This window comes from Lentzea sp. NPDC042327 (assembly GCF_040647275.1).
Classification (GTDB): domain Bacteria; phylum Actinomycetota; class Actinomycetes; order Mycobacteriales; family Pseudonocardiaceae; genus Lentzea.
The window spans coordinates 348686-374697 of sequence record NZ_JBEZBX010000005.1 but is presented as its reverse complement, the minus strand read 5'-3'; the positions used below and the strand labels follow the sequence as shown (position 1 = coordinate 374697).

Genomic DNA, 26012 nt, shown 5'->3' with positions numbered 1-26012 from the left:
TGGAGAGCGACATGAGAGCCCGTCGTCTCGTCGCGGTCGCCTGCACAACAGGTGTCGTCCTGTCCATGCTCACGATCAACGCCGCCGCCGCTGCCCCGAAGGACGGCCTGCGCCTGCTCGCCGTGCGCGACTCGCTGACCGCCACGCACACCTGGTACGAGCAGACCTTCGACGGCAAACCGGTGCTGGGCGCCTACTACGTCGAGCACGTCGACAAGGCGACCGGCGCGAAGACCGTGGACGACGGCCGCATCGCCGTGGGTGCCGTCGACCTCACGCCCGCCGTCACCGCCGAGGACGCGCGGACGAGGTCCGCCGGTGTGCCCGAGGCGGCGAAGCTGACCGTCCTGCCGGGGACGGGCCTGGTCTACGAGGTGATCTCGGACAACGGCAAGGGGTCCGAGCGCACGCTGGTGCACGCGGAGACCGGCGCGGTCGTGCGGACCGAGAGCCTGGTCAAGCACGCGGACGGCACCGGCAAGGTGTTCAGCCCGAACCCCGTCTCCGCGCTGCAGAACCAGAACCTGACCGACGCCGACGACGCGGACTCCGCCGTGCCCGCCGCGGCCTACCGGTCGGTGACGCTGTCCCACCTGGACGGTTCCGGCTACCTCAGGGGCAAGTACGCGACGCTGACCGGGCCGAAGAGCAAGCTGGCCTACAGCAAGGCGAACAAGTTCGAGTACACGCGCGCCAACGACCTCTTCGAGCAGGTCAACGCGTACTGGGGCGTGACCGAGGCGCAGAAGTACATCCAGGGCCTCGGGTTCACGAACGTCAACAACGAGGCGCAGAAGATCACCACGATCGGCCTCACCGAGGACAACTCGTTCTACGACCCGTCGAAGGACCAGATCACGTTCGGCACCGGCGGTGTGGACGACGCCGAGGACGTCGAGGTGGTGTGGCACGAGCTCGGCCACGCGATCCAGGACGCCCAGGTGCCCGGCTTCGGTTCCACCACGGAGGCGGGCTCGATCGGTGAGGGCTTCGGCGACTGGTGGGCGTTGATCATGTCCTCGCGCGACGCGAAGGACACGGCCACGACGCCGCTCGCGTGCATCATGGACTGGGACGCCACGGCGTACACGACCGAGACGCCGCATTGCCTGCGCCGCACCGACACCGAGCTGAAGTACGCCGACCGCAAGGGCGAGGTCCACTTCGACGGCCAGATCTGGTCGCGGGCGCTGTTCGACGTCTACAAGGCGTTCGGCCGCGACAAGGCGGCGAAGATCGTGCTGGAGGGCCAGTTCTCCTACGCCCCCTCGACGACGTTCGCGGCCGCTGCCAAGGCGACGGTCGCCGCGGCGAAGAAGCTCTACGGCGACAAGGACGCCGCCACCGTCCAGGCCGCGTTCACCGCGCGCGGCATCGCGTGAGTCAACTGTGAAGCCGGACATGTCCGACTAGTGGCGGTTGTGCCACTTCGATCCCGGGCGTGACGCTGTGTGTGCCGCCGCTGGACACCCTGCACACACAGCGTCATCGGGAAGGACTGGCAACATGGCGAAAACCCTGCGTCGCCTGATCTTGTCTGTCGTGGTCTCCGCTCTCGCGAGCATCTTCTTCACGGCTCCCGCAGCCAACGCCGACGACGTCTCGCCGATGATCGTCGGTGGTACGCGCGCCAGCACGGCGACCTACCCGTGGGTCGTCTACCTCGCTTCCACCACCGGTTCGCAGTTCTGCGGCGGAACCCTGGTGAAGGCCAACAAGGTCGTCACCGCCGCCCACTGCGTCGCCGGCCGCTCGGCCTCCAGCACCCGCGTGGTGCACGGCCGTGACGACAAGCAGAGCACCGCGGGCACCGTCGCGAACGTGACCCGCATCTGGTCGCACCCGAGCTACACCACCGCGACCGCCGGCTACGACGTGGCCGTGCTGACGCTGGACCGCAACATCAGCTCGGCGACCCTGCCGCTCGCCACGCCGTCCGACACCGCGCTGTACGCCGCGGGCAACTCCGCGCTGATCCTCGGCTGGGGCACCACGTCCTCCGGTGGCTCGGCGTCGCGCTACCTGCTGCAGGCGAACGTGCCGCTGACGTCCGACTCGACCTGCAAGACCGCCTACTCGCAGTACAGCAACACCTCCATGGTGTGCGCGGGCTTCCCGCAGGGCGGCGTCGACACCTGCCAGGGCGACTCCGGTGGCCCGCTGGTCTACGGCGGCAAGCTCATCGGTGCCACGTCCTGGGGCCGCGGCTGCGCCGGCGCCGGCTACCCCGGCGTGTACGCGCGGATCGCGCCGTACAACTCGGTGATCACCGCTCAGCTGTAAGCACTTCGCCACCGCGCACCCCGCGTCCACAGTGGACCCGGGGTGCGCGGTCGTATGCTGCCCGGGTGACGGATCTGGAAGCAATGCCGGAGGACTGGGCGAGCGCGCTGGTCGTCGTCGCCCACCCCGATGACATGGAGTACGGCGGTGCGGGCGCCATCGCGCGGTGGACCGCCCAGGGCAAGAAGGTCGCGTACCTGCTCGCGTGCCGCGGTGAGGCGGGCATCGACTCGCTCTCACCGCAGGAGTGCGCGCCGTTGCGGGTCGAGGAGCAGATCGCGTCCTGCGCGGCCGTCGGCGTGACCGAGGTCGAGTTCCTCGACCACGCGGACGGCATGATCGAGTACGGGCTGCCGCTGCGGCGCGACATCGCGGCCGCGATCCGCCGGCACCGGCCGGAGTTCGTGATCACCGGTAACTTCCGCGAAACGTGGCCGAGCGGAAACCTCAACATGGCCGACCACATCGCGGTCGGCCGGGCCGCTGTCGACGCCGTGCGCGACGCGGGCAACCGGTGGGTGTTCCGGGATCTGGACATCGAGCCGTGGAACGGTGTCCGGTACGTGGCGGCGGCATCCTCGCCGATGGCCACGCACGCCGTGGACATCACCGGCTCGTTCGACGCTTCCGTGGAGTCCTTGCGCGCCCACAAGGCGTATCTCGATGCGCTGAGCGGGGACATGGCCGAGCCGGAACCGTTCCTGCGCGGCATGGCGGAGGCCGTCGGCCAGCGGTTCGGCGGCGTCCTGGCGACGTCTTTCGAGCTGTTGCGCCTGTGACCATGTTCCCTTCGGCTGGACACGGCCGGTCTCGTGTGGATGCTTCTACGCATGCCCGTTGAACAGCACTACCTGGTTGGCCTCGATCTCCGGGGCCGGCGCGTCCTCGTGGTCGGCGGAGGCACCGTCGCCCAGCGGCGCCTGCCCCGCCTGATCGCCTCCGGCGCCGTCGTCGAGCTCGTCTCGCCCGTCGTGACCCCCGCCGTGCAGGGCATGGTCGACGCGGGGGAGCTGACGTGGCACGAGCGGCTGTTCGAGCCGGGGGACGTCGAAGGCGCCTGGTACGTGCTGGCGTGCACGTCGGACATCGAGGTGAACGCCCAGATCGGCGAAGAGGCGCTCGCACAGCGCGTGTTCTGCGTGCGCGCGGACATCGCCGTGGAGGGCACGGCGGTCACACCGGCCGTGGGCTCGCACGACGGCATGGTGCTCGGCGTGCTCGCCGGCGGTGAGCACCGCCGTTCGGCAGCGGTGCGCGACGGCGTCGTGGCGGCGTTGCGCGACGGCCGGATCGCCGACCAGTCCACCCCGCCGGTCGGCGTCGCCCTGGTCGGCGGCGGCCCCGGCGACCCCGAGCTGATCACGGTGCAGGGCAAGCGCTTGCTGGCCCAGGCGGACGTGGTGGTCGCGGACCGCCTCGCCCCCCGCGAACTGCTGGAGGAACTGCCCTCGCACGTCGAGGTCGTGGACGCGGCCAAAATCCCCTACGGTCGCGCGGCGACGCAGGACTTCATCAACCAGACGCTCGTCGACCGCGCCAAGGAGGGCAAGTTCGTCGTCCGCCTGAAGGGCGGCGACCCGTACGTCTTCGGCCGCGGCTTCGAGGAGCTGCTCGCGTGCGCCGAGGCCGGCATCCCGGTGACCGTGGTACCTGGCGTGACGTCGGCGTTCGGTGTGCCCGCGTTGGCCGGTGTACCCGTGACGCACCGAGGGGTGGCACACGAGGTAGTCGTCGTCTCCGGTCACGTGGCACCGGACGACCCGCGCTCCCTCGTCGACTGGCCCGCCATCGCACGGCTGCAGGGCACAGTCGTGCTGATGATGGCCGTCGAACGCGCGGGTGCGTTCGCCACGGCGCTGATGGAAGGCCGCCCCGGCAGCACACCCGTCGCCGTCGTGCAGGAGGGCAGCACCTCCGCACAGCGCGTGTACCGGTCCACTCTGGAAACCTTGGGCGCGGACGTCGTGGCCTGGGGAGTGCGCCCGCCGGCGATCATCGTGGTCGGCCCGGTGGCCGACATCGCGCCCGCCTAGCCGGGTTCTCGCTCGACGCCGCTCGACGCCGCTCGACCGGTGGGCCCCGCAGGTCCACCGGTTCCTGCGCCGCCATGACCCACAGCGCCGGTCACTTTTGAATTCGCTCGCGACCACTCCGTCCGTCAGCGCGCCGACCGGCTGAACATGGCTGGGTGGCCAGCGTCTGCGCACTGCTGACCCGGCGGCGCGACCGCGCAGGTCGGGCCTGCAGCCTGGTGACGGCGTGAGTCGGACCTGCGGGCTGGTGACGGCGCGAGCCAGGCTCGCAGCCCCGGTGACCGCGCGAGTCGGGCCCGCAGCTCAGCGACCGCGCGAGCCAGGCTCGCAACCCAGTGACGGCGTAAGTCGGACCTGCAGCCCAGTGACGGCGCGAGTCGAGCCCGCGGCCCGGTGACGGCGCAAGCCGGGTCCCGCGAGTCAAAATCCGGCGCAGGGCAGGGCCCCGCCCTCCCTGGGGGCAGACCACCCACCTCCACTCAACTTAACCAAGATCCGGCCGTGTCAACCCACCGCTCGGCGATCTGTGGACAACTCGGCGCGCGACGAGGGCCGCCTCCCCGACCGGAGAGGCGGCCCTCGTCAAATCAACAGGTCGGCAGGGCGGCACGAATGACTGCCCGTCAACGCCAAGAACAGCCCTCCGACCGGAGCTGCGGTGCCACGTCCGCGGCAGCCAGCCCGGGCGAGCTGACCGCCGACGACGAAGGCCGCCTCCCCAACCCGGGGAAGCGGCCCTCGTCAGATCAGTCGATCAGTGCTGCGGCGCCCGGCGCGGGCGCCCGGTGGTGCTGCCGCCGCGGCGGGGACCGCCGCCTTCGCCGGCTGGGCGGCGCGGGGCGCTGCGGAACTCGCCGCCCTCGGAGCGGCGACCGGAGCCGCCGCGGAACTCTCCGCGGCCACCGGCCGCGGGGGCGCCGAAGCGACGGCCGCTGCCGCCGGAGCGGCGGGCGGGCTTCTCGCGTTCGACGACCGGCTCGCCGCTGGGGAGGCGGGCACCGGTGATGCGGATCAGGTCCTCGTCACCGGGGCGGACCTTCGTGCTCTCCGGGCGGATGCCCGCGCGAGCGGCCATGCCCTGGACGGCGCGGCGCTGGTCGTGGGTGACCAGCGTGACGACCGTGCCGGACTGGCCGGCGCGCGCGGTGCGGCCCGCGCGGTGCAGGTAGTCCTTCGGGTCGGCCGGCGGGTCGACGTGCACGACGAGCGAGACGTCGTCCACGTGGATGCCGCGGGCGGCCACGTCCGTCGCGATCAGGACCGGCGTGGTGCCCTCGCGGAACTCGCCGAGCACGCGGGTGCGGGCGCTCTGGGCCTTGCCGCCGTGCAGCGCGCCGGCGTGGACGCCGACCGAGCGCAGCTTCTTGGCCAGGCGGTCGACGTGGTGCTTGGTGCGCACGAACATGATCGTGCGGCCCTCGCGCGCGGCCACCTCGGTCACCACGTTCTGCTTGTCCTCGGCGGACACGAACAGCAGGTGGTGGTCCATCGTCGTGACGCTCGCGGTGGCCGGGGCCACCGAGTGCGTCACCGGGTTGTGCAGGTACTGGCGGACCAGCTTGTCCACGTCGCCGTCGAGCGTCGCGGAGAACAGCAGGCGCTGGCCGTCCTGCGGGGTCAGGTCCATGATCGCGCGGACCTGGGGCATGAAGCCCATGTCGGCCATCTGGTCGGCCTCGTCCAGCGCGGTGATCTCGACCTGGGACAGGTCGCAGGTCCCCTGGCGGACGTGGTCGGACAGCCGGCCCGGCGTGGCGATCAGCAGGTCGACGCCGCGGCGCAGGTGGTCGATCTGGCGCGGGAACGACGTGCCGCCGACGACCACGCGGCACCACATGTTGAGCGCGCGGGCGTGCGGCATGAGCGCCGTCTCCACCTGCATCGCGAGCTCGCGGGTCGGGACGAGGATCAGCCCACGCGGCTTGTGCGGCGTGGAGCGGCCGCCCGCGAGGCGGGTCAGCATGGCGAGGCCGAACGCCAGCGTCTTGCCGGAGCCCGTCTGGCCACGGCCGAGGATGTCCCGGCCCGACATCGCGTCGGGCAGGGTGGCGGCCTGGATGGGGAACGGTGCGGTGATGTCGTTGGCGACGAGCGACTTGATCAGCGCGTCAGCCAGGCCGAGTTCGGCGAACGAGGGCAGCGGGCCTTCCGGCAGCGTGCTCTCGAAGTGCTCGGCGACGATCGGTTCCTCGACCCGCTGCTGCGGGCGTGAGGAGTTGCCCTGGCGACCCGAGCGGCGCCGCGGTGACCTGCGGCTCTGTGCGCGCTCGGAACGGCCTTCGGACATTGATGGCAAAACAAACCTCCGAGACATGGCACGTCTCAAGGCTGCCCCGCGCTTGTCGCGGTGCCAGTTCACAAGGACGAGCCCGGCGTGGTGTGCACGCCTGAATGAGTAGGTGGACGCACCGGTCAACGGCGGTCAAGCCTGCATCGGTGCTCTTACAGTCTAGCTGATCAGTGCGAGTGACCGGCGCGCCCGGCAGTGTCGTTGGACACGGCCGGGCGCGCAAGGTGAGTCACCCCATACCCGCCACGTCCAGCAGCGTCGCCACCAGCGCGGACGGCTCACCGATCTCCGGTGGCAGGCCGCGCGCGGCGAACCAGCCGCAGATGTTGCGGACGTCGCGGTCGAGGAACTCCACGCCGCGGGGGTTCGCGACCAGGTCCACCACCTGCGGCAGGTCGATCATGATCAACCGGCCGTCGTGGACCATCAGGTTGAACGCGGACAGGTCGCCGTGCGTCAGGCCCGCCTCCGCGAGCGTCATCAGCGTCGCGACCAGCTGCCGCCACAGGTCGAGCAGCTCGTCCTCGTCCGGGCGCGCCTGGGCGAGCCGCGGCGCGGCGTTGCCCTCGGCGTCCCCGATGAACTCCAGCAGCAGCTCGGTACCGCTGCGCTGCACCGGGTACGGCACGGGCGCGCCGATCTGCCACAGCTGGATGAGCGCGGCGAACTCCGCGACCGCCCACTGCTCCGCGATCAGGTTGCGCCCGAACGCGGTGCGGTTCTGGATCGCCCGCATCTCGCGGGACTTCTTCATCCGGCGACCCTCCAGATATCCCGCGTCGCGGTGGAACATCCGGTGGTCGTTGCTGCGGTAGCGCTTGGCGGCGAGCAGGCTCGACCGCTCGCCGATCGCGCGTTCCAGCAGGAAGACGTCCGCCTCCTTGCCGGTCTTCACGATGCCGAGCTCGCGGTCCACCGCGGCCAGCTCGGTGATGAGCCAGCTCGGGTGCGGCTTCGGGCCCTGCTCGGCGTCGCCCCACGTGGACCAGCGGTCGCCGTCCTCGGGGGTGTCGGCCGTGCTGAGCTGGTCCTCGCGCACTCGCGCGACGCGCACCTTCTCGGCCTCGGTCATGCGGCCGCGACGGGTGGGCTCCGCGTCATCGCCGCGCTTGGTGGTGCGCTTTCCCTTGCGCCGCATGGTGTCGTCGGCGCCTTCGAAAGCAGACTCGTAACGTTCGTAGAGATCGTGCTCGCGCACGGTGGGGTCTCCCAAGAGCTGAAGGTGACCGCCCCACTGGCGCTCTGCGATCAAACGGTGCTGATCAGGCGCGAAGGGCGGCTGGACGGGTCGCGAGTGCGGTGCCGCGCCCAAAGACAGGCTCTGACATGTCGCACCTCCTCGATCCAGCTCCGTTGTCACGCTTCGGGGAAGAGTCTGCCGTGCGGGCCCGGTGCCCGCAACCGAATTACGCCGTGATCAGGTCGGCCGTCTTCTCGCCCGTCGGCACCATGGTCAACCCGGCCTTCCGCGCGAGCTTGACCAGGCCTTTCAGGTCCGCCGGCTCCGCGCTGGACTTCGCGATGGCGCGCGCGAGCAGCCCCTTGTGCGCCTTGTTGAAGTGGCTGACGACCTTGCCTTCGCTCGTGACCACCCGGACGACGACGGCGTGCGGGATCTTCGCGAGGCTGGAGTACGCGCCGGAACGGAGGTCGACGACGAACTCGTCCGCCTCCCTCAGCACCGGCTCCAGCGAGGGCTTCCACAGCGTGCGCAGGCTGCCGTGGTCGGGCAGGGCGCTGCCGCCGGACAACCGGTACGCGGGCACCGGGTCACCGCCGCGCACCGCCCCGAACAGCGCGGACGCGACCGCGAGCCGCTGATAGGCGCGTTCCCTCTCGGCCTTGCGGAGCGAGGGGAAGTCGAGGTTGTCGTAGAGCACGCCGGTGTAGCGCAGCAGTGCGGGCGTGGTTCCCGACGTGCGCAGGGACGCGTTGCGGTGCACCTCGTCGACCTGCCGCTCGGAGATGTCGAGCGCCTTGAGGCTCGCCGGGACGTCCGCCGCGAGATCAGCCAGCGCGGACACCAGCTTGTCGCGCACCGGGTTGAGCTCGGGGAACGACAGCGCGTCGAGGTCGAGCGGCGCGCCGTCGCCGCCGATCGCCTTGGTCTCCGACGGGGGAAGCAGCACCAGCACGGTTCGCAAGCCTAGGCCAACGCCGTGGAACCGCCGGACCTGCGTGGCGCCTCCGGACGGCGTGGACGGTCGGGCCCGTTGGGACGCGGCCAGCCTGGTCACGGTGCGTGCGGCGCGGCTTCGTCGGCCCGCCGGCCGCCTAGGGTGCCTGCAGCGTCAGGTAGGCGAGGCCGAGCACGCCCCGCCAGCCGTGCAGCCGGTAGGTGCGCTGCCGGTCGGCCCTGGCCCTGACCTCCTCGGCGTGCGGGGAGTCCGGGTTGGCGCGCAACCAGCGTTCCCAGGCCAGTCCGTGGCCGTTCTCGAAGACGTCCCACTCATCGAGGCTCGCCTGCTCCGCCGCGAGCAGCCGGTAACCGTGGCCGAGCGCGTGGTCGACCAGCCCGGCCAGCGAGCGGTACTGGTCGCGCGGAACCGGCATGGCGGCGAGCTGCGCGCTCGTCGGTTCCCGCTCCCAGAAACCCTCGCCCAGCAACAACCTCCCGCCAGGGCGCAGCAGTCCCTTGGCCGCGACGAGCGCGTTCTCGGTGTGCTGCAACGGGTCTCCGCCCCACACCTGGGTGGCGCCGTTGACGATCACGGCGTCGGCCGGGCGGTCCGGCTGCCACCGGGCCACGTCCGCGACGTGCAGGCTCACCCGCCCGGACAGCCCGCGCCGTTCGGCGTTGGCGCGGCCGTGCGCGATGTCGTCCTCCTTGAGGTCGACACCGGTGCCGGTGGCGGTGGGCGCGGCCTCGAGCGTGCGCAGCAGGAGCTCCGCCCACCCGCACCCGAGGTCGAGCACGTGCCCGCCGTCGAGCGGCAGCAGCGAGTCGACCAGGCGCGCGGCCCTGTCCGCGGACAGCGGTCCGTGGAACGTGACGTCGTCGTACAGCGGCGTGATCTCTGGAGTCGTCATCGTCGGGCAGCATGGCCCCGCAGCGGCTGCCGGGCAACGCGTTATTCAGTTGTTGAGGGCATCACCTCCGCGTAGCTTCGACCGTCGTGGAACTCGTGTGGCGCGCGCTCACCACCGCGGACATCCCCGCGGTCACCGCGCTGTGCACGGCAGCGGAAGCCGCCGACGACACCGGCGAACTGCTGTCCGAAGAGGACTTCGCCCAGTCGTTCGCCAAGGCGGACCTGCCGACGACCTCGCTCGCCGTGCTGGCCGGCTCCGAGCTCGTCGCCTACGGCCTGCTCGAGCCGCGCGCGAAGCCCGCCGACGTCCACCGCCTGCGGATCGACGGGATGGTCCACCCGTCGTTCCGCCGCCGCGGCATCGGCCGGGAGCTGTTGCCGCGCATGGTGTCCATGGCACGGACGCTGCACCTGGCCACCCACCCGGCCGTACCGCTGGTGGCGACCACGATGGTCGAGAGCCGCTCGGCCGGCCACGTCGCACTGTGCGCGTCGCTCGGCTTCACCGCGGACCGCCACTTCCACGAGATGGAGGTGGCACTGGGCGAGTCACTCGCCCAGCTCCCGGTCCCGCCGGGCTACTCGGTCGTCCCGTTCACCCCCGACCGCTCCGAAGAGACCCGTCGGGTCGTGAACACGACCTTCGCCGAGCACTGGGGCTCGACCGAGCGCACGCCGCAGGAGTGGGCGGCGTCCTTCACGGACAGCAAGAGGTTCGTGCCGGACACCTCCTTCCTCGCACTGGACAACGGTTCCGGTGCGGTCGTCGGTTTCGTGCTGGCCCGCCACTACCCGGCCGTCGAGGAGCAGACCGGCGTCCGCGAACTCTGGATCGGCGACGTCGGAACCCTCAGCGCGCACCGCGGTCGTGGCCTGGCGTCGGCGTTGCTGAGCTGGACGTTGACTCAGGCGCGGACGCAGGGGTACCAGCGGGCGGGGCTGTCGGTCGACACGGCCAACTCGACCGGGGCGCTCGGCGTGTACGAGCGGGCCGGGTTCCGGGTGGCGCGGACGTGGGTCGACTACGGCGTGCCGGTCGAGCTCGTCTGACGGACGGGGTCGGGCCGGGCTGGCCGGGCTGAGCGGGAAGGGCTGGCCGAGCCGAGCTGGACGGGCCGGGCTGGACGGCCTGGTCGGACGGATCAGGCTCGGCTTGTCGGACCGGGTGAGCAGGGCTGGGCGCGGGTGGGCCGGGTGTCGGCTTGGGCGCGGCAGGGCTGCTGGGCGGGTCCGGATCGGCTGGAGCGGGGGACCAGGGCGGGCAGGGCTGCGCGGGTGAGCCGAGTACTGGCTTGGACGCGGCAGGGCTGCCTGGGCGGGACACGACCGGTTCGGACCTGGGCGTTCGGCGTGTGAACGCACGGGTCCGGGGTGGTGCGCGGCCGGCTCGACCCCGGAGCGCTCGGCGTGCACGAGCGCAGCGGGTTCGAGGTGACGCTGGCCGGGGCGGCCCCAGACCCAGGCCAGCTCCAGGGCCCGGACCGGCGCCGAGACGTCCGTGGCGCCTACAGCTCCTCGCCGGGCTGGCCGACGCAGAACTGGTTGCCGTCCGGGTCCGTCAGCACCGACCAGACGAGGCCGGGGACGCTGTGCACCCCGATCTCGGTGGCGCCGAGGGAGACCAGGCGTGCGACCTCGGCCAAGCGGTCGGGGACGTGGGAGTCGAGGTGGACGCGGTTCTTGCCCGGCGTGACGTCCGGCACCTGCTGGAGGGCGAGTGCGGGGGCGCCCTCCGCAGTCGGGGCGAGGACGATGAACTCGCCCCAGTCGTTCTGCACCGCGGTGCCCAGGGCGGCGGTCCAGAAGTCGGCGAGCTTGCGCGCGTCGCCGGTGTCGATCGTGATCATGGCGATGGTCAGGGACATGGCAGGGACGCTACTCAGCGGGTCTGACAGTTTCGGGTTCGTGCAGCTCAGGACCCGTGGGAAGCACCGCGTGCACGTTCGTGCGCGCACCAACCAGTAGGCTGCTCCAACAGCCCGTGAACGAGGAGTACCCACCGTGATCACCAGGATGTCGTCGTTGTTCCTGCGCACCCTTCGCGAGGATCCGGCGGACGCCGAAGTGCCCAGCCACAAGCTGCTGGTGCGCGCAGGCTACGTCCGCCGCGTCGCGCCGGGCGGGTACTCCTGGCTGCCGCTGGGGCTCAAGGTCCTGCGCAACATCGAGGCCGTCGTCCGCGAGGAGATGGACGCCTTCGGAGCGCAGGAGATCCAGTTCCCCGCGCTGCTGCCCAAGGAGCCCTACGAGGCGACGAACCGGTGGGAGGAGTACGGCCCCAACCTGTTCCGGCTCAAGGACCGCAAGGGCGCCGACTTCCTGCTCGGCCCCACGCACGAGGAGCTGTTCACGCTCACCGTGAAGGGCGAGTACAGCTCGTACAAGGACTACCCGGTCACGCTGTACCAGATCCAGACGAAGTACCGGGACGAGGCGCGGCCCCGTGCGGGCATCCTGCGCGGGCGCGAGTTCCTGATGAAGGACTCGTACTCGTTCGACCTCACCGACGAGGGCCTCACCCAGTCCTACCGCGACCACCGCGACGCCTACATCCGCATCTTCGACCGGCTGGGCCTGGAGTACGTGATCGTCTCCGCCACGTCCGGTGCGATGGGCGGCTCGGCGTCGGAGGAGTTCCTCGCGGTCGCCGAGACGGGTGAGGACACCTTCGTCAAGTCCACCGAGTCGGGGTACGCGGCCAACGTCGAGGCCGTGCGGACGCCCGTGCCCCCCGCGCAGCCGGTCGAGGACAAGCCCGCCGCGCAGGTGCACCACACGCCGAACACGCCCACCATCGACAGCCTGGTGGACTTCCTCAACGCCAGCACCGACCGCAAGTTCACCGCGGCGGACACGTTGAAGAACGTTCTCATCAAGACCCGCCAGCCGGGCACGAAGGAGTGGGAGCTGCTCGCCGTCGCCGTCCCCGGTGACCGCGAGGTCGACTTCAAGCGCCTCGAGGCCGCGCTGGAGCCCGCCGAGGTCGCGATGCTGGAGGAGGGCGACTTCGCGAAGAACGCCTTCCTGGTCAAGGGGTACATCGGACCGAAGGCGCTGCAGGACAACGGCGTGCGCTACCTCGCCGACCCCCGCGTCGTCACCGGCACCGCCTGGGTGACGGGTGCGGACAAGGCCGACCACCACGTCGTCGACCTGGTCGCGGGCCGCGACTTCACCCCCGACGGCGTCATCGACGTCGCCGAGGTCCGCGAGGGCGACCCGTCGCCCGACGGCAAGGGCGTGCTGGTCGCCGCGCGCGGCATCGAGATCGGCCACATCTTCCAGCTGGGCCGCAAGTACGCCGACGCGTTCTCGCTGGACGCGCTGGGCCCGGACTCGAAGCCCGTCCGCATCACCATGGGCTCGTACGGCGTCGGCGTCTCGCGCCTGGTCGCGGCGATCGCCGAGCAGTCGCACGACGACCGCGGCCTGATCTGGCCCCGCAACGTCGCGCCCGCCGACGTGCACGTCGTCATCGCCGGCAAGGACGAGGCGCTGACCGCGGCCGGCGAGGACTTCGCGCGGCAGCTCGACGCCAAGGGCGTGAAGGTGCTCCTGGACGACCGCAAGGCGAGCCCCGGCGTGAAGTTCGCCGACGCCGAGCTGATCGGCATCCCGACGATCCTCGTGATCGGCCGCGGCCTGCAGAACGGGGTCGTCGAGGTCAAGGACCGCCGCTCCGGCGAGCGCGTCGAGGTGCCGGTGGCCGAGGCCGTCGACCACCTCGTGGCCGTCGTCAGGGGCTAGTCGGACGACCGGACGCCGGGTCTGCGCGGGAACACCGCGCGGCCCGGCGTTCCCGCGTTCTGGACGTCGCGAAAAGTCGGTGGATCGCAGGGTGCCCCCGCCCTACGGTGACGCCATGAGCGATCAGCCGCCGGTCCCGGTGCAGGCCTTCGAACCGCCCTACTACGTGGCGGTCTTCACCACCGTGCGCACGCAGGAGCAGAGCGGCTACCGCGACACGAACGCGCGCATGGAGGAACTGGTCAGGGAGGTTCCCGGGTTCCTCGGCATCGACCACGCGCAGAACCCCGGCGGGCTGGGCATCACCGTCGGCTACTTCCGCGACGCCGAAGCGCTCGCGCAGTGGCGGACCAACGCCGAACACCGCGCGGCACAGCAACGCGGACGGGACGACTGGTACCAGAGCTACACGCTGCACGTCGCGAAGGTGGAGCGCAGCCACGGGTTCACGCGCGAGCAGTAGGGGTCAGGTGTTCGGCTGCAGCGAGTCGATCATCTTCTGCAGGTCGGTCTCCTTGAGCAGCGGTGGCTTGTCGCCGCCACCCCCGCCTTCGAGGTCGCCGTTCACCACCAGCGCGTGCAGCTTGCCGGTGCCGTTGAGCAGCAGGACCTTGACCATGCCCTTGGACGCCAGGCACTTGTTCGCGGTCTGCGTGACCGTGGCGTCGACCTGCACGCCCTCGACGACGATCTTCTTGCCGTCCTTCTGGGTGTGCTGGATCTTCACGGGCTTGGGCTCGGTCAGCGCGACCTGAGGGGCGCCGCCCGACGAGTAGTACTGGGTGGCGACGGCCTTGGTGAAGTTCGTGGCGACCGCGTTGATGTCGCCCTTGTCCAGCAACGCGCCGCCGTTGGTGCCCTTGGTGTAGGAGCGTTCCTCGCACTTGTAGTCGCCGTACGAGGTCACGCTGGACAGCGCAACGCCCTCGAAGCCCTCGACCGGGACCCGGTCGTCGACCTGGGTCCAGTCCTTCGGCACCTGGTAGGTGTAGCCGAGCGTGGTCTGGACGCACTGCCAGCTCTCGTCCTTGCACGTGCCGGCGCCGTTGGGCTGCTGGGACGTGGTCGGCGGGGTCGACGACGCCGAGGCCGACGTCGTCGGCTGCGCGCCGGGGTCGCCGGACTTGTTCATGATCAGGTACGTCGTGACACCGCCGCCCACCAGCAGCACGAGGACGACCGCGCTGAGCACCACCCACAGCGTCGTCTTGCTCTTCTTCGGCGGTTGCTGGTCGAACCCGCCCCCGCCGTAGACGCCCAGGCCGCCGTACCCGCTGTTGTAGCCCTGGTGCTGCTGCGGGAAGCCACCGGTCTGCGGGTAGCCGACCGGCTGCGCGTGGCCCTCCTGCTGGGGGTAGGCGCCGCTGCCCTGGTAGCCACCGGTCGGGTAGTCGCCCTGCTGCTGACCCCAACCGGGCTGCTCGTTCCAGCCGCCCTGCCCGCCGCCGCCACCTGGGTAAGTCACGGGGAAACCGTACCTCGTGACCCCGACAGCCCTTAATTCATCAAGCGTTGACTTCCAGATCGTGACCGGCGTACCGTCGCGGCCATCGAATTCAACACATGATGAACTCTGGAGGTCGCGATGCGCACCGCGCTGGTCACCGCCGCCGAGGCGCGGGCGCTGCTGGCCGGCCGGGAGGTCTACGGCGTCCTGGAGATCACGCCCGGCCAGGCCGTGGTCCGGCTCGACCCCGCGGTCAACCCGTCCGGCACGCAGGTCGCGCAGCAGGTGCTGACCGGGGTGGCCCAGGGCGCCGGACTGCCGGTGCGGGTCGAGGCACCCGCCGTCTCCTGTGGATCGGCGGGATGGTCGCCGGCGTGCTGTTCGTGCTGCTCAGGGGCACCCGGTTCCGGCTCCTGTCCGCGGTGACCGCCGCCGTGCTCACCGTCGGGTCCGTGACCGGTCTGCTCGCGTGGTGGGGCGCGGGCCTCACCGGTGGCGCGCTGGCGTTCCTCTTCGCCGTCGCCGGTGCGTTCGCGCTGCTGCAGGCCGGGTTGTTCAAGCACCTCGGCATCCGCGCGATGGGCGTCCTCGGCGTGCTCTACCTGATGGCGCCCGCGGTGGCCGGCCAGGTGCCGGAGCTGCTGAACCCCGTCTACCGGGTGGCGCTGTGGTCGTGGACGCCGTTCCGGTTCGCCACCGAGGGCCTGCGGGCGGTGCGGCACGACGGCTCGGCGGGCACGGCGTGGTGGGTGTTCGCCGGGATCGCGCTGGCCGGGCTGGTGCTGGTGCTAGCCGGCCAGGAAGCTCAGCCGGACCGTCCGGACGGGGTTGTCGACGTTGGTGTCGACCAGGCAGACCGACTGCCAGGTGCCGAGCGCCAGCACGCCGCCTAGGACCGGGATCGTCGCGTAGGGCGGCACCAGCGCGGGCAGCACGTGGTCACGGCCGTGGCCCGGGGTGCCGTGCCGGTGCCGCCACCTCACGTCGCGGGGCAGGACGTGCTCCAGCGCCGTCAGCAGGTCGTCGTCGCTGCCCGCGCCCGTCTCGATGATCGCGACGCCGGCGGTGGCGTGCGGCACCCACACGTGCAGCAGGCCGTCGCCGTTCTCCTCCTGGAGGAACCGCTCGCACTCGCGGGTGAGGTCGTGCACGACCTCCTCGGCACCGGTGCGGACCTGGATCTCCTCGCTGCGCATGACCTCAGATCTTACGAACCACCCGCGCGGGGTTGCCGACCGCGAGCACGTGAGCAGGCAAATCACGCGTCACGACACTGCCCGCGCCCACGACCGTGTTGTTGCCGATGGTCACTCCCGGGCACACGATCACACCGCCGCCGAACCACACCTTGTCGCCGATGACGATCGGGGCGGTCGTCTCCCACCCCGCGATGCGCGCGTCGTGGTCCTCGATCGGGTGCAACGCGGTCAGCAGCTGCACGTTCGGGCCCATCATCACGTGGTCGCCGATGGTGACCGGGCCGCAGTCGAGGATGACGCCCCCGTAGTTCATGAAGCTGTTGGCGCCGACGCGGGTGTTGTAGCCGTACTCGATCTGCAGGCGCTGCATGAACGTCGTGCCCTCGCCGATCTCCGCGACGAAGCCCTTGAGGATCGCGTACATCCCGTCGAGGTCCTCCGGGTCGTGCGCGTTGAACCGGGCCATCTCCCGCCAGCCGCGCCGCCGGTCCGCGTCCAGCTCGGGGTCAGCGGGCAGGTACGGCTCGCCGTTGATCATCTTGTCGCGGTTGGTTCCCATGGGGACTCAGTATCGTCACGGCATGCGTGTGCTGTTCGCCAGCATGGCCGCCGTCGGCCACACCTATCCGTTGATCCCGTTGGCGGTCGCACTGCGCGATGCCGGCCATGAGGTGCACTTCGCCGTCGGCGAGGAGATGCACCCGGTGCTGGGCAAGCTCGGGCTGCGGCCGTTCCGGCCGGGCCTGGTGTTCGGGGAGATCTACGCCGAGGACATCGCCCAGGAGCTGGAACGGCTGCTGCCCGACCTCGTGGTCGGCGGCTGGGCGGTGCCCGAGGTGGTGTCGGAGGCGCGGCGGCGCGGTTTCCCCGCCGTGTGGCACGGGTTCGGTCGGATGTTCCCGGACGGCATCGGGCTGGTGCGGCCGGAGGGCGGGCGGCACGTCGACATCTGCCCGCCCTCGTTGCAGGACCCGGCTTTCCTGGAGCAGGACCGCATCCCGCTGCGGCCGGTGCCGTTCGCGCCGCCCGGCGAGGTCCCGGTGCGCACGGCGGGCAAGCTCGTCTACCTGACGCTCGGCACCGCGTTCGGCACGCGCGAGCTGCTCGCCGAGGCGGTCGTCGGGCTCGGCAAGCTCTCCGACGTCCAGGTGGTGGTCGCCGCGCCGCGGGTCGAGCTCACCGACGTGCCGCCGAACGTGACGGTGCACCCGTGGCTGCCGCAGGCCGAGGTGCTCCGGTACGCCGACGTCGTCGTCCACCACGGCGGCAGCGGCACGATGCTGGGCGCGCTGGTCGCCGGGGTGCCCCAGGTGGTGCTGCCGCAGGGCGCCGACCAGTCCGCCAACGCGACCGCCCTCGTCGCGGCCGGTGCTGCGGTGCGGCCGCAGGCGTTCAGCGCGGGGCCGATCGCGGACTGCGCGCGGCTGCTGCTGACGGACGGCCGGTACCGGGAAGCCGCTGGTCAGATCGCCCGGGAGATACGTCACATGCCGTCGCCGGAGGAAGTTGCGGACAGTCTGGCGAACGTTGTGTAACACTGTTTTTTATGAAGGCAAGCCGCCTGCGCCGCGGGATGAACCTGTGGCCGCCGTTCCTGTTCGCTGGTGTCCACGTCGAGGAGATCTCGCCGGACTACCGGTATGCGCGCGTGCGCATGCGTCTGCGCCCGTGGAACCGCAACTTCTTCGGCACCCACTTCGGCGGCTCGCTGTTCGCGATGACCGACCCGTTCTGGGTGCTGCTGCTGTTCAACCAGCTCAAGGGCGAGCACGTGGTGTGGGACCGGGCCGGTGAGATCGAGTTCGTCGCACCCGGCCGCGGCACCGTGCGCGCCGAGTTCCGGCTGACCGACGAGCACGTGTCCGAGGTCCTGGAGCAGACGTCGTCCGGCGCGAAGGCGTTGCTCTGGTTCGACACCGACGTGGTCGGGCAGGATGGGACCGTGATCGCGAAGGTGCGCAAGCAGGTGTACGCGCGGCGCAAGCGCGGCAAGCAGCTCGCCCGTGCGTGAGGCGTTCGGGGTGGTCTTCGACGTCGAGCCGGGGTACCTGAACACGGCGTCCATCGGCGTGCCACCGCGGCACGTCGCCGACGCGGTGGCCGCCGCCCACGAACGCTGGCGGCGCGGGCAGGACACGTCCTCGTCGTTCACCGACGCGGTCGAGACCTCCCGTGCGGCCTTTGGACAGCTCGTGGGCGTGCCCGCGACGTCGGTCGCGTGCGGCGCCACCGTCTCGCAGTTCGCGTCACTGGTCGCCCAGTCACTGCCGGCCGGGTCGAGGGTGTTCGTCGAACCGGGCGAGTTCACCAGCGTCTCGCTGCCGTTCGTCGCGGCCGGCCACCGGATCGCCGCCTCCATCGACGAGTGCGACCTCGTCGCGGTCAGCGTGGTGCAGTCGGCCGACGGCGCGGTCGCGGACCTCGGCGCGCTGCGGGCGTCGGGCAAACCGGTGCTGCTGGACGTGTCGCAGGCGGCCGGCTGGATGCCGCTGTCGCTGGAGTGGGCCGACTTCGTCGTCGGCGTGGCCTACAAGTGGCTGATGTCACCCCGCGGTGCCGCGTGGCTGGCGGTGCGGCCGGACCGGCTCGAGTCGCTGCGGCCCGTGGCGGCGAACTGGTACAGCACGGGTGAGAACTACGGCACCGATCTGCTGCTGCGCCCGGACGCACGGCGGTTCGACCTGTCACCGACGTGGTTCGCGCACGTCGGTGCGGCGGTCGCGTTGCCGTGGGTGGCCTCGCTGGACCTCACGGCCGTGCGTGCGCACTGTGTCGGTCTGACGGATCGGCTCCTCACCGGAATGGGTCTGCCGCCCACCGGCTCGGCGATCGTCTCAGTGGGGGAGCCGGCCGCCGAAGGCGTCGTTTCGTCCGTTCGCGCAGGTAGGACCCGATATGCGTGCCACCTGTACAACACGGCCGAAGACGTTGATCGGGTGCTCGCAGCGCTGAGCTGAACGCCGTCCGTTACCGTGGGTCCTTGTGTCGGAACCACGCGAATCACCCGAAGAGGTGACCCAGAACCTGCCTCGCTTCCCACCGAGGCCGACCGACACCGCTCCGCTCTACCCGGCCGACGAGCTCGTGAAGCTGCAGTCGATCATGGACAGCCGCCGCGGTGAGCTGCCCCCGCAGCAGCAGCAACAACAACAACAGCAGCGGCCGGCGCAGACGCCGAAGCGGATCTGGTTCGGCAGGGCGCTCGCACTGGTCGGCGTGGCGGTGGTGTCCGGCTTCGTGTGGTGGGTGCTGCAACCCACCGACCCGGTCGACAAGCCGGCGGCGGCCCCGCAGAAGACCGCGGGCGAGTTCGAGTTCACCACCTCGCCGCAGCTGCCGGAGCCGGTGAAGGACAGCGACTGCGCCGCCCACGCCACCACCAAGACGCAGGAGTTCCTGAAGGCGACCCCGTGCGTCCAGCTGACGCGGGCGTTCTACACGGCCAAGCTGCCCGACGGGCGCACCGTGTACTCCTCGGTGTCCGTCGTGCGGATGAAGACCGCGGAAGAGGCCAGGAAGCTCAAGGAGCTCACTGAGCAGAACGGCACCGGCAACATCAAGGACCTGGTGCTCGACAAGGCCGTGAGCGTCCCGCCGCTGACGACGCTGGCCAACGGCGGGTACGCCTCCGAGGTGCGCGACCGCGAGGTCGTGATCGTCGAGTCGGACGCGCTGACGAAGGGCCAGGACGCGCTCGCGCACAACAAGGAGATGAAGAAGGTCTCCCAGGACGCGCTCCGCCTCGCGTCCTCCATCGGGAACTAGCCGGAGGCCACGCCCGGCATCGTGATCGACGCCGGAGTGGTCCCCGCGGCCTTGCGCCACCGCGTCGCCCGCACCGCCGCCGTCGTCAACGCGTCCAGCGCACTCGTGCGCAGCGCCGCGTCGTCGGTCCGCTCCAGCACCCCGCGCCAGGCCGCGCACGCGTCCTGCTCGACCGCGACGAGGGCCGCGATCGCCGACAGCCCGTCCGACACCGGCGACGGCGGCAGGTATGCCGCGGCGGGCGGGTTCGGCGTCGCGTTGTGGTCCTTCAGCCATCGCTCCGTGGTGTCCCGGCGCGCGCGGTGCGCGTTCGCGCCCTCGGCGACCGCCGGGTTGTCCAGGAACGCCGATACGAGCCCATAGGTCCACACCGCGGCGTGCTCGGTGCCCAGCGCGGTCTGCACCGCCTCCGTGCTCACGCCAGCACCTCCCGCAGCGAGGCGCAGCCCGCCGCCACCGACCCGACCAGGCCCGCGCGGTAGGACGGCAACGCAGCCACGGCCTCCGACGCGGCGCGCACCGACTCGTCCAGCGCCGAGCGCAGCGCCGCGACCGGGTTCGGCGGCTGCGGCGGGGTCGGGGGAACGGGCGGCACCGCAGACGACAGCGGCGGGCGCTCGCGGTCCACCTCCGCCTGCAACAGCTGCGCGTGCGCCGCACGGGCCTTCGCGACCTCCGCGGCGGCCGGCACCGCCGTCAGCAACGTCGCCAGCGCCGCGTCCGAACGCGCCTGCGCCGCCAGCGCCGACAACGGGTCCGGCGGCGGGGGCGGGGGAGGTTCTGTGGTGCACGCAACGGCCAGAGGTGCGGCGGCCACCGCGAGCAGCACGCGGCGGCGGCTGACCGATTCGGAGATCACGCGAACCAATCTTGCCAGCGGACGGTGGGGCGGTGGCAGGCGGGCGAACGAGATACCCTGGGCGCCCACGGCCGCCGAAACACCGTCGGTCGGGGTTTTCATGCGTTCGAACTGAAGGAGACACCACGTGTCCAGCCCGCCGCGCGGAGAGCTTGCCGCGCAGCTAGCACCCGTTGTGCGGGAAGCGCTCGAAGCCGCCGGCTTCGACCTCGACGCACTCGACGTGAATCAGGCTGGGCGCCGCCGTCTGGTCAAGGTCGTCGTGGACGGCGAGGACGGCATCGGGCTCGACGAGGTCGCCGAGGCGAGTCGCGTGGTGTCCGCCGCGCTCGACGCGCACGACCACCTGATCAACGGGCCGTACACCCTCGAGGTCACCTCGCCGGGTGTCGACCGGCCCCTCACGCACCCGCGCCACTGGAAGCGCGCGCACCTGCGCCTCGTGAAGGTCAAGCAGCCGGACCGGGTCGAGTGGTTCGGCCGCGTCGGCGAGTGCGACGAGAGCGGCGTCGAGCTGCTGCACCAGGGCGAGCTGAAGCGCGTGGAGTACCGCGACGTCGAACGCGCGGTAATGGAGATCGAGTTCAAGCAGCCGCCGGTCGAGGAACTGGCTCGGCTCACTCGGAAAGCACCGGAGGAGGAGCCGAGGTGAACGTCGACATCGCCGCCCTGAGGGCGATCGAACGTGAAAAGGACATCCCCTTCGAGACGGTCCTGGAGGCGATCGAGTCAGCACTGCTGACCGCCTACAAGCACACCGAAGGGCACCACTCGCACTCGCGGGTGGAGATCGACCGCAAGACCGGGGTCGTGCGCGTGCTCGCGCAGGAGCTCGGCCCGGACGGCGTGGTCCAGGAGGAGTGGGACGACACCCCGGAGGGCTTCGGCCGGATCGCGGCCACCACGGCGCGCCAGGTCATCCTGCAGCGCCTGCGCGACGCCGAGCACGAGCGCACCTTCGGTGAGTTCTCCACCAAGGAGGGCGAGATCATCGCCGGCGTCGTGCAGCGCGACGCCCGCGCGAACGCCCGCGGCATGGTCGTCGTCCAGGTGGGGGACACCGAGGGCGTGCTGCCGCCGGCCGAGCAGGTGCCGGGCGAGCAGTACAACCACGGCGAGCGGATCAAGTGCTACGTCGTGAGCGTCTCCCGTGGCGCCCGCGGCCCGCAGATCGCCCTCTCGCGCACGCACCCGAACCTCGTGCGGCGGCTGTTCGCCCTCGAGGTCCCGGAGATCGCGGACGGCACCGTGGAGATCGCCGCGGTGGCACGTGAGGCAGGTCACCGCTCGAAGATCGCGGTGAAGTCGACGGTCTCCGGGGTGAACGCCAAGGGCGCCTGCATCGGCCCGATGGGAGCCCGTGTGCGCAACGTCATGCACGAGCTCGGTGGCGAGAAGATCGACATCATCGACCACTCGGACGACTCGGCCACCTTCGTCGGGAATGCCCTGTCACCAGCGAAGGTTGTGTCCGTGCGGGTGCTCGACGAACGGGCCAAGACGGCCCGTGTCGTGGTGCCCGACTTCCAGCTCTCGCTGGCGATCGGCAAGGAGGGGCAGAACGCCCGTCTGGCCGCCCGCCTGACCGGCTGGCGCATCGACATCCGCAGCGACGCGGAGGCTCCGGCTGCCGGAGCGGTCACATCCAGTTCGGCTGAATGAGCTCCAGGGGATAGAATTATCAACGGATCAACGTCGGGATCGGTTTCCCAGCACATCGGCCCTGTTCGCACGTGTGTCGGGTGCCGAGTTCGGACGTTGCCCTCTGAGCTGCTGCGAGTGGTCGCGGTGGACGGTTCGGTGGTCCCGGACGTCCGTCGGCGGCTTCCGGGTCGGGGTGCTTGGTTGCATTTCGATCTCGAATGTCTCCGCAACGCCGAGCGGCGACGAGCGTTCTCGCGGGCCTTCAAGGTCCAGGGAGCACTCGACGTCGCTTCGCTGCGCGAGCACGTCGAGCAGCACGGGAACTTGGCCTCGGGACAGCCCCAGGGCCAGCAAGCAACAAGGAAGCAGGTCGACCCGTCATGAGTCAGCCGTGAAGCTGAAGACATGAACGCGCGACGTTAAGACGAGGTCGATGGGACTTGCCCGCCGGCCTCACGACCTAGGAGAGCAGTGGCAGGCAAGGCCCGCGTGCATGAGCTCGCGAAAGAGCTCGGTGTTACGAGCAAGGAAGTTCTCAACAAGCTCGCCGAACAGGGCGAGTACGTGAAGTCCGCGTCGTCGACCGTCGAGGCCCCCGTGGCCCGGCGACTTCGCGACGCCTACGAAGCCAAGTCCTCGAAGCCGGCTCCCAAGCCGTCCGCTCCGAAGCCGAAGGCACCCGCACCCGCTGCTGCCGCAGCGCCCGCCGCACCGGCGGAGTCCAGGCCGGCAGCGTCCGACACCAAGCCCGCCGCGCCGAAGGCCATGCCCGGCCCGCGTCCGGCGGCACCGCGCCCGGCGGCGCCCAAGCCCGCTCCGGCAGCTCCTGCCGCGCAGGCCCCGGCTCCCGCCGCGCCCGCACAGCCCCAGGCCCCGGCCGCCGCACCGGCACCCGCCGCGTCGGCTCCGGCCGCCCCCAAGGCTGCCCCGGCTCCCGGCTCCAAGCCGGGTGGCCCGCGTCCGGGCCCCCGCCCGGCTCCGCAGCAGACCCAGCAGCAGCAACAGCCCCAGCAGCAGCCGCAGGCCCCGGCCGCGTCGGCTGGTGGGCAGTCCCCGTCCGTGGTCCCGCCGCGCCCGCAGTCTCCCAAGCCTGCCGGCCCGCGCGCCCCGCGTCCGGGCAACAACCCCTTCGGCGTCGGTGGCGGCAACGCTCCCTCGCCGCGTCCTGGACCCCGTCCCGGCCCTCGGCCCGAGCAGGGCGGCGACCGCCCCGCCGGTGGTCCGAAGCCCGGTGACCCGCGTCCGGCGAACCCCCGTCCGAGCGGTGCGCCCGGTCAGGGCGGTCCGCGTCCCGCGGCCGCACAGGGTGGCGGTCGTCCCGGCCCCGGTCAGGGCGGTCCTCGCCCGGCGCCGGGTCAGGGCGGTCCCCGTCCCAACCCGGGCAACATGCCCCCGCGGCCGAACCCCGGCATGATGCCGGGCAACCGTCCGGCCGGTAACCGTCCTGGTCCTGGTGGCGGCGGTGGCCGTCCCGGTGGCGGTGGCGGTGGCGGCGGTCGTCCCGGTGGGGGCGGCGGCGGTGGCGGCTTCCGCGGCGGTGGCGGCGGTGGCGGTGGCGGTGGCTTCCGTCCCGGTGGCGGCGGTGGCGGCGGCGGTGGCTTCCGTCCCGGTGGCGGCGGTGGCGGCGGCGGCGGTTTCCGTCCCGGCGGTGCAGGTGGTGGCGGCGGCGCGCCCGCTGGTGGCGGCGGTTTCCGCGGTCGTCCCGGCGGCGGTGGCGGTGCCGGTCGCGGTGGAACCGCTGGTGCCTTCGGTCGTCCGGGTGGTCCGGCGCGCCGTGGACGCAAGTCCAAGCGGCAGAAGCGCCAGGAGTACATGGACAACATGCAGGCGCCTTCGGTCGGTGGCGTCCGCCTGCCCAAGGGCAGCGGCGAGACGATCCGCCTGCCGCGCGGTGCCTCGCTGACCGACTTCGCCGACAAGATCAACGCCAACCCGGCGTCGCTCGTGCAGGTGCTCTTCCACCTGGGCGAGATGGTCACGGCGACCCAGTCGGTGTCCGACGAGATCCTGGAGCTGCTCGGCTCCGAGATGAACTACGTCGTGCAGGTCGTGTCCCCCGAGGAGGAGGACCGCGAGCTGCTCGAGACGTTCGACATCACCTACGGCGAGGACGCCGGTGACGAGGACGACCTGCAGGTCCGCCCGCCGGTCGTGACCGTCATGGGTCACGTCGACCACGGCAAGACCCGCCTGCTCGACACCATCCGCAAGGCGAAGGTGCACGAGGGCGAGGCCGGTGGCATCACCCAGCACATCGGCGCGTACCAGGTGCAGACCGAGCTCGAGGGCAACCCGCGGCTCATCACCTTCATCGACACCCCGGGCCACGAGGCGTTCACCGCCATGCGTGCCCGTGGTGCGAACGCGACCGACATCGCGGTCATCGTCGTCGCCGCTGACGACGGCGTGATGCCGCAGACCGTGGAGGCGATCAACCACGCGCAGGCCGCTCAGGCGCCGATCGTGGTCGCGGTCAACAAGATCGACAAGGAGGGTGCGAACCCCTCCAAGATCCGCCAGCAGCTCACCGAGTACGGACTGGTCGCCGAGGAGTACGGCGGCGACACGATGTTCGTCGACATCTCCGCGAAGCAGGGCATCAACATCGACAGCCTCCTCGAGGCCATCCTGTTGACCGCCGACGCTTCGCTGGACCTCCGGGCCAACCCGGACATGGAGGCCCAGGGTGTCGCGATCGAGGCGCACCTCGACCGCGGTCGCGGTCCGGTCGCCACGGTGCTCGTGCAGCGCGGTTCGCTGCGCGTCGGCTCCTCGATCGTCGCGGGTGACGCGTACGGTCGCGTCCGCCGCATGGTCGACGAGCACGGCGACGACGTCACCGTCGCGACCCCGTCGCGTCCGGTGCAGGTCATCGGTCTGACGTCGGTGCCCCGCGCCGGCGACACGTTCCTCGTGGTGGAGGAAGACCGGGTCGCACGGCAGATCGCCGAGCGCCGCCAGGCACGCACCCGCAACGCCGCCAACGCGGCGAAGCGCAAGCGCGTCAGCCTGGAGGACCTGGACGCCGCGCTCAAGGAAACCAGCGCTCTCACCTTGATCATCAAGGGTGACAACTCGGGTACCGTCGAGGCCCTCGAGGACGCGCTCATGAAGATCGAGGTCGGCGACGACGTCGAGCTGCGCGTGATCCACCGCGGTGTCGGTGGCATCACCGAAGGCGACATCAACCTCGCCGTGGCCGGTTCCGCCATCGTCCTGGGCTTCAACGTCCGGGCCGAGGGCAAGGCGACCGAGCTCGCGAACCGCGAAGGCGTGGACGTCCGGTACTACACGGTCATCTACCAGGCGATCGACGAGATCGAGGCGGCCCTCAAGGGTCTCCTCAAGCCGGAGTACGAAGAGGTCCAGCTCGGCCGCGCCGAGATCCGCGACGTCTTCAAGTCCTCCAAGGTCGGCACGATCGCGGGTTGCATGGTCCTGTCGGGCGAGATCCGCCGCAACGCGCGTGCTCGCCTGCTCCGTGACGGCAAGGTGATCGCGGAGAACCTCCCGATCAGCTCGCTCAAGCGGTTCAAGGACGACGCCACCGAGGTCCGCGAAGGTTTCGAGTGTGGTCTCACGCTCGGCAACTACAGCGACCTCAAGCTGGAAGACATCATCGAGACCTTCGAGATGCGCGAGAAGCCGCGCGCCTAGTCGGCCGATGAGGGGGTGCGGAGCCGCTTTAACCAGTGGCTCCGCACCCCTTTCTT

Annotated in this window: 27 protein-coding genes; 17 read left to right on the top strand and 10 right to left on the bottom strand. The window is 71.2% G+C overall.

Annotation, left to right across the window (positions count from 1 at the left end):
• Positions 1-11 precede the first annotated feature (11 nt).
• The 4 genes from AB0A63_RS15550 (at position 12) to cobA (ending at position 4316) form a co-directional block, all read left to right on the top strand.
• Positions 12-1382, top strand: coding sequence for a M36 family metallopeptidase (locus AB0A63_RS15550; protein ID WP_360390790.1), 1371 nt, complete (start codon positions 12-14; stop codon positions 1380-1382).
• Between the two features lie 124 nt (positions 1383-1506).
• On the top strand, positions 1507-2283 hold the full coding sequence (locus AB0A63_RS15545) for a serine protease (protein ID WP_360390788.1): 777 nt from the start codon (positions 1507-1509) through the stop codon (positions 2281-2283).
• An 83-nt stretch (positions 2284-2366) separates the two neighbouring features.
• Positions 2367-3062 (top strand): PIG-L deacetylase family protein, encoded by a 696-nt coding sequence (locus tag AB0A63_RS15540; RefSeq protein ID WP_360391485.1) that lies wholly within the window; start codon positions 2367-2369, stop codon positions 3060-3062.
• A 51-nt stretch (positions 3063-3113) separates the two neighbouring features.
• Positions 3114-4316 (top strand): uroporphyrinogen-III C-methyltransferase, encoded by a 1203-nt coding sequence (gene cobA, locus AB0A63_RS15535; RefSeq protein ID WP_360390785.1) that lies wholly within the window; start codon positions 3114-3116, stop codon positions 4314-4316.
• A 754-nt stretch (positions 4317-5070) separates the two neighbouring features.
• Here the strand turns inward: cobA and AB0A63_RS15530 are convergent.
• From AB0A63_RS15530 to AB0A63_RS15515, 4 genes are all read right to left on the bottom strand, one after another.
• Positions 5071-6603, bottom strand: coding sequence for a DEAD/DEAH box helicase (locus AB0A63_RS15530; protein ID WP_360390782.1), 1533 nt, complete (start codon positions 6601-6603; stop codon positions 5071-5073).
• Between the two features lie 232 nt (positions 6604-6835).
• Complete coding sequence (locus tag AB0A63_RS15525; RefSeq protein WP_360391482.1) at positions 6836-7744, bottom strand: RIO1 family regulatory kinase/ATPase; 909 nt, start codon at positions 7742-7744, stop codon at positions 6836-6838.
• A 268-nt stretch (positions 7745-8012) separates the two neighbouring features.
• Positions 8013-8741, bottom strand: a complete 729-nt coding sequence (gene yaaA, locus AB0A63_RS15520; RefSeq protein ID WP_360390780.1) for a peroxide stress protein YaaA — start codon at positions 8739-8741, stop codon at positions 8013-8015.
• A 139-nt stretch (positions 8742-8880) separates the two neighbouring features.
• A complete protein-coding gene (locus tag AB0A63_RS15515; RefSeq protein ID WP_360390778.1) occupies positions 8881-9636 on the bottom strand; it encodes a class I SAM-dependent methyltransferase in 756 nt (251 codons plus the stop codon).
• Between the two features lie 86 nt (positions 9637-9722).
• On the opposite strand from AB0A63_RS15515, the gene AB0A63_RS15510 reads away from it, so the two are divergent.
• On the top strand, positions 9723-10688 hold the full coding sequence (locus tag AB0A63_RS15510; protein ID WP_360390777.1) for a GNAT family N-acetyltransferase: 966 nt from the start codon (positions 9723-9725) through the stop codon (positions 10686-10688).
• A 455-nt stretch (positions 10689-11143) separates the two neighbouring features.
• On the opposite strand, the gene AB0A63_RS15505 is transcribed toward AB0A63_RS15510, so the two are convergent.
• The gene (locus tag AB0A63_RS15505) at positions 11144-11503 is read right to left on the bottom strand and encodes a VOC family protein (protein WP_360390774.1); all 360 of its coding nucleotides are present in this window, start codon (positions 11501-11503) and stop codon (positions 11144-11146) included.
• Between the two features lie 136 nt (positions 11504-11639).
• Here AB0A63_RS15505 and AB0A63_RS15500 point away from each other — a divergent pair, with 136 nt between their 5' ends.
• Both AB0A63_RS15500 and AB0A63_RS15495 read left to right on the top strand, forming a co-directional pair.
• Entirely contained in the window at positions 11640-13385 is a 1746-nt protein-coding gene (locus tag AB0A63_RS15500; RefSeq protein ID WP_360390772.1) for a proline--tRNA ligase, read from the top strand.
• 115 nt (positions 13386-13500) lie between these two features.
• A complete protein-coding gene (locus AB0A63_RS15495) occupies positions 13501-13848 on the top strand; it encodes an antibiotic biosynthesis monooxygenase (RefSeq protein ID WP_360390769.1) in 348 nt (115 codons plus the stop codon).
• A gap of 3 nt (positions 13849-13851) precedes the next feature.
• Here the strand turns inward: AB0A63_RS15495 and AB0A63_RS15490 are convergent, their stop codons facing one another.
• A complete protein-coding gene (locus AB0A63_RS15490) occupies positions 13852-14850 on the bottom strand; it encodes a hypothetical protein (RefSeq protein ID WP_360390766.1) in 999 nt (332 codons plus the stop codon).
• 120 nt (positions 14851-14970) lie between these two features.
• On the opposite strand from AB0A63_RS15490, the gene AB0A63_RS15485 reads away from it, so the two are divergent.
• Both AB0A63_RS15485 and AB0A63_RS15480 read left to right on the top strand, forming a co-directional pair.
• Positions 14971-15258 (top strand): hypothetical protein, encoded by a 288-nt coding sequence (locus AB0A63_RS15485; RefSeq protein ID WP_360390763.1) that lies wholly within the window; start codon positions 14971-14973, stop codon positions 15256-15258.
• Positions 15207-15725: a hypothetical protein gene (locus AB0A63_RS15480; RefSeq protein WP_360390760.1), complete on the top strand. Its 519-nt coding sequence runs from the start codon at positions 15207-15209 to the stop codon at positions 15723-15725. The genes AB0A63_RS15485 and AB0A63_RS15480 overlap by 52 nt, the downstream gene beginning before the upstream one ends.
• On the opposite strand, the gene AB0A63_RS15475 is transcribed toward AB0A63_RS15480, so the two are convergent.
• Both AB0A63_RS15475 and AB0A63_RS15470 read right to left on the bottom strand, forming a co-directional pair.
• Positions 15621-16028, bottom strand: coding sequence for a YjbQ family protein (locus AB0A63_RS15475; protein ID WP_360390757.1), 408 nt, complete (start codon positions 16026-16028; stop codon positions 15621-15623). The two genes, AB0A63_RS15480 and AB0A63_RS15475, sit on opposite strands and share 105 nt — an antisense overlap.
• A gap of 4 nt (positions 16029-16032) precedes the next feature.
• Positions 16033-16590 (bottom strand): sugar O-acetyltransferase, encoded by a 558-nt coding sequence (locus AB0A63_RS15470; protein ID WP_360390754.1) that lies wholly within the window; start codon positions 16588-16590, stop codon positions 16033-16035.
• A 22-nt stretch (positions 16591-16612) separates the two neighbouring features.
• On the opposite strand from AB0A63_RS15470, the gene AB0A63_RS15465 reads away from it, so the two are divergent.
• The 4 genes from AB0A63_RS15465 to AB0A63_RS15450 are packed head-to-tail and all read left to right on the top strand — an operon-like array spanning position 16613 to position 19796.
• Complete coding sequence (locus AB0A63_RS15465; protein WP_360390751.1) at positions 16613-17566, top strand: nucleotide disphospho-sugar-binding domain-containing protein; 954 nt, start codon at positions 16613-16615, stop codon at positions 17564-17566.
• Between the two features lie 11 nt (positions 17567-17577).
• Complete coding sequence (locus AB0A63_RS15460; protein ID WP_360390749.1) at positions 17578-18042, top strand: DUF4442 domain-containing protein; 465 nt, start codon at positions 17578-17580, stop codon at positions 18040-18042.
• On the top strand, positions 18035-18988 hold the full coding sequence (locus AB0A63_RS15455) for an aminotransferase class V-fold PLP-dependent enzyme (protein WP_360390747.1): 954 nt from the start codon (positions 18035-18037) through the stop codon (positions 18986-18988). The genes AB0A63_RS15460 and AB0A63_RS15455 overlap by 8 nt, the downstream gene beginning before the upstream one ends.
• Before the next feature lie 55 nt (positions 18989-19043).
• Positions 19044-19796: a hypothetical protein gene (locus tag AB0A63_RS15450; RefSeq protein WP_360390744.1), complete on the top strand. Its 753-nt coding sequence runs from the start codon at positions 19044-19046 to the stop codon at positions 19794-19796.
• Here AB0A63_RS15450 and AB0A63_RS15445 read toward each other — a convergent pair.
• Together AB0A63_RS15445 and AB0A63_RS15440 are read right to left on the bottom strand one after the other, a co-directional pair.
• A complete protein-coding gene (locus AB0A63_RS15445) occupies positions 19793-20215 on the bottom strand; it encodes a ferritin-like domain-containing protein (protein ID WP_360390742.1) in 423 nt (140 codons plus the stop codon). The genes AB0A63_RS15450 and AB0A63_RS15445 overlap by 4 nt on opposite strands.
• Positions 20212-20655, bottom strand: a complete 444-nt coding sequence (locus AB0A63_RS15440; protein ID WP_360390739.1) for a hypothetical protein — start codon at positions 20653-20655, stop codon at positions 20212-20214. The genes AB0A63_RS15445 and AB0A63_RS15440 overlap by 4 nt, the downstream gene beginning before the upstream one ends.
• A 127-nt stretch (positions 20656-20782) precedes the next feature.
• Between AB0A63_RS15440 and rimP the strand changes: the two genes are divergently transcribed.
• From rimP to infB, 4 genes are all read left to right on the top strand, one after another.
• Complete coding sequence (gene rimP / locus AB0A63_RS15435; RefSeq protein WP_360390736.1) at positions 20783-21307, top strand: ribosome maturation factor RimP; 525 nt, start codon at positions 20783-20785, stop codon at positions 21305-21307.
• Complete coding sequence (nusA, locus tag AB0A63_RS15430; protein ID WP_360390734.1) at positions 21304-22317, top strand: transcription termination factor NusA; 1014 nt, start codon at positions 21304-21306, stop codon at positions 22315-22317. Before rimP ends, nusA begins: the two co-directional genes overlap by 4 nt.
• 15 nt (positions 22318-22332) lie before the next feature.
• Positions 22333-22683, top strand: a complete 351-nt coding sequence (locus AB0A63_RS15425) for a YlxR family protein (protein WP_360391479.1) — start codon at positions 22333-22335, stop codon at positions 22681-22683.
• An 87-nt stretch (positions 22684-22770) separates the two neighbouring features.
• Positions 22771-25956 (top strand): translation initiation factor IF-2, encoded by a 3186-nt coding sequence (gene infB / locus AB0A63_RS15420; RefSeq protein WP_360390731.1) that lies wholly within the window; start codon positions 22771-22773, stop codon positions 25954-25956.
• Positions 25957-26012: the final 56 nt, after the last annotated feature.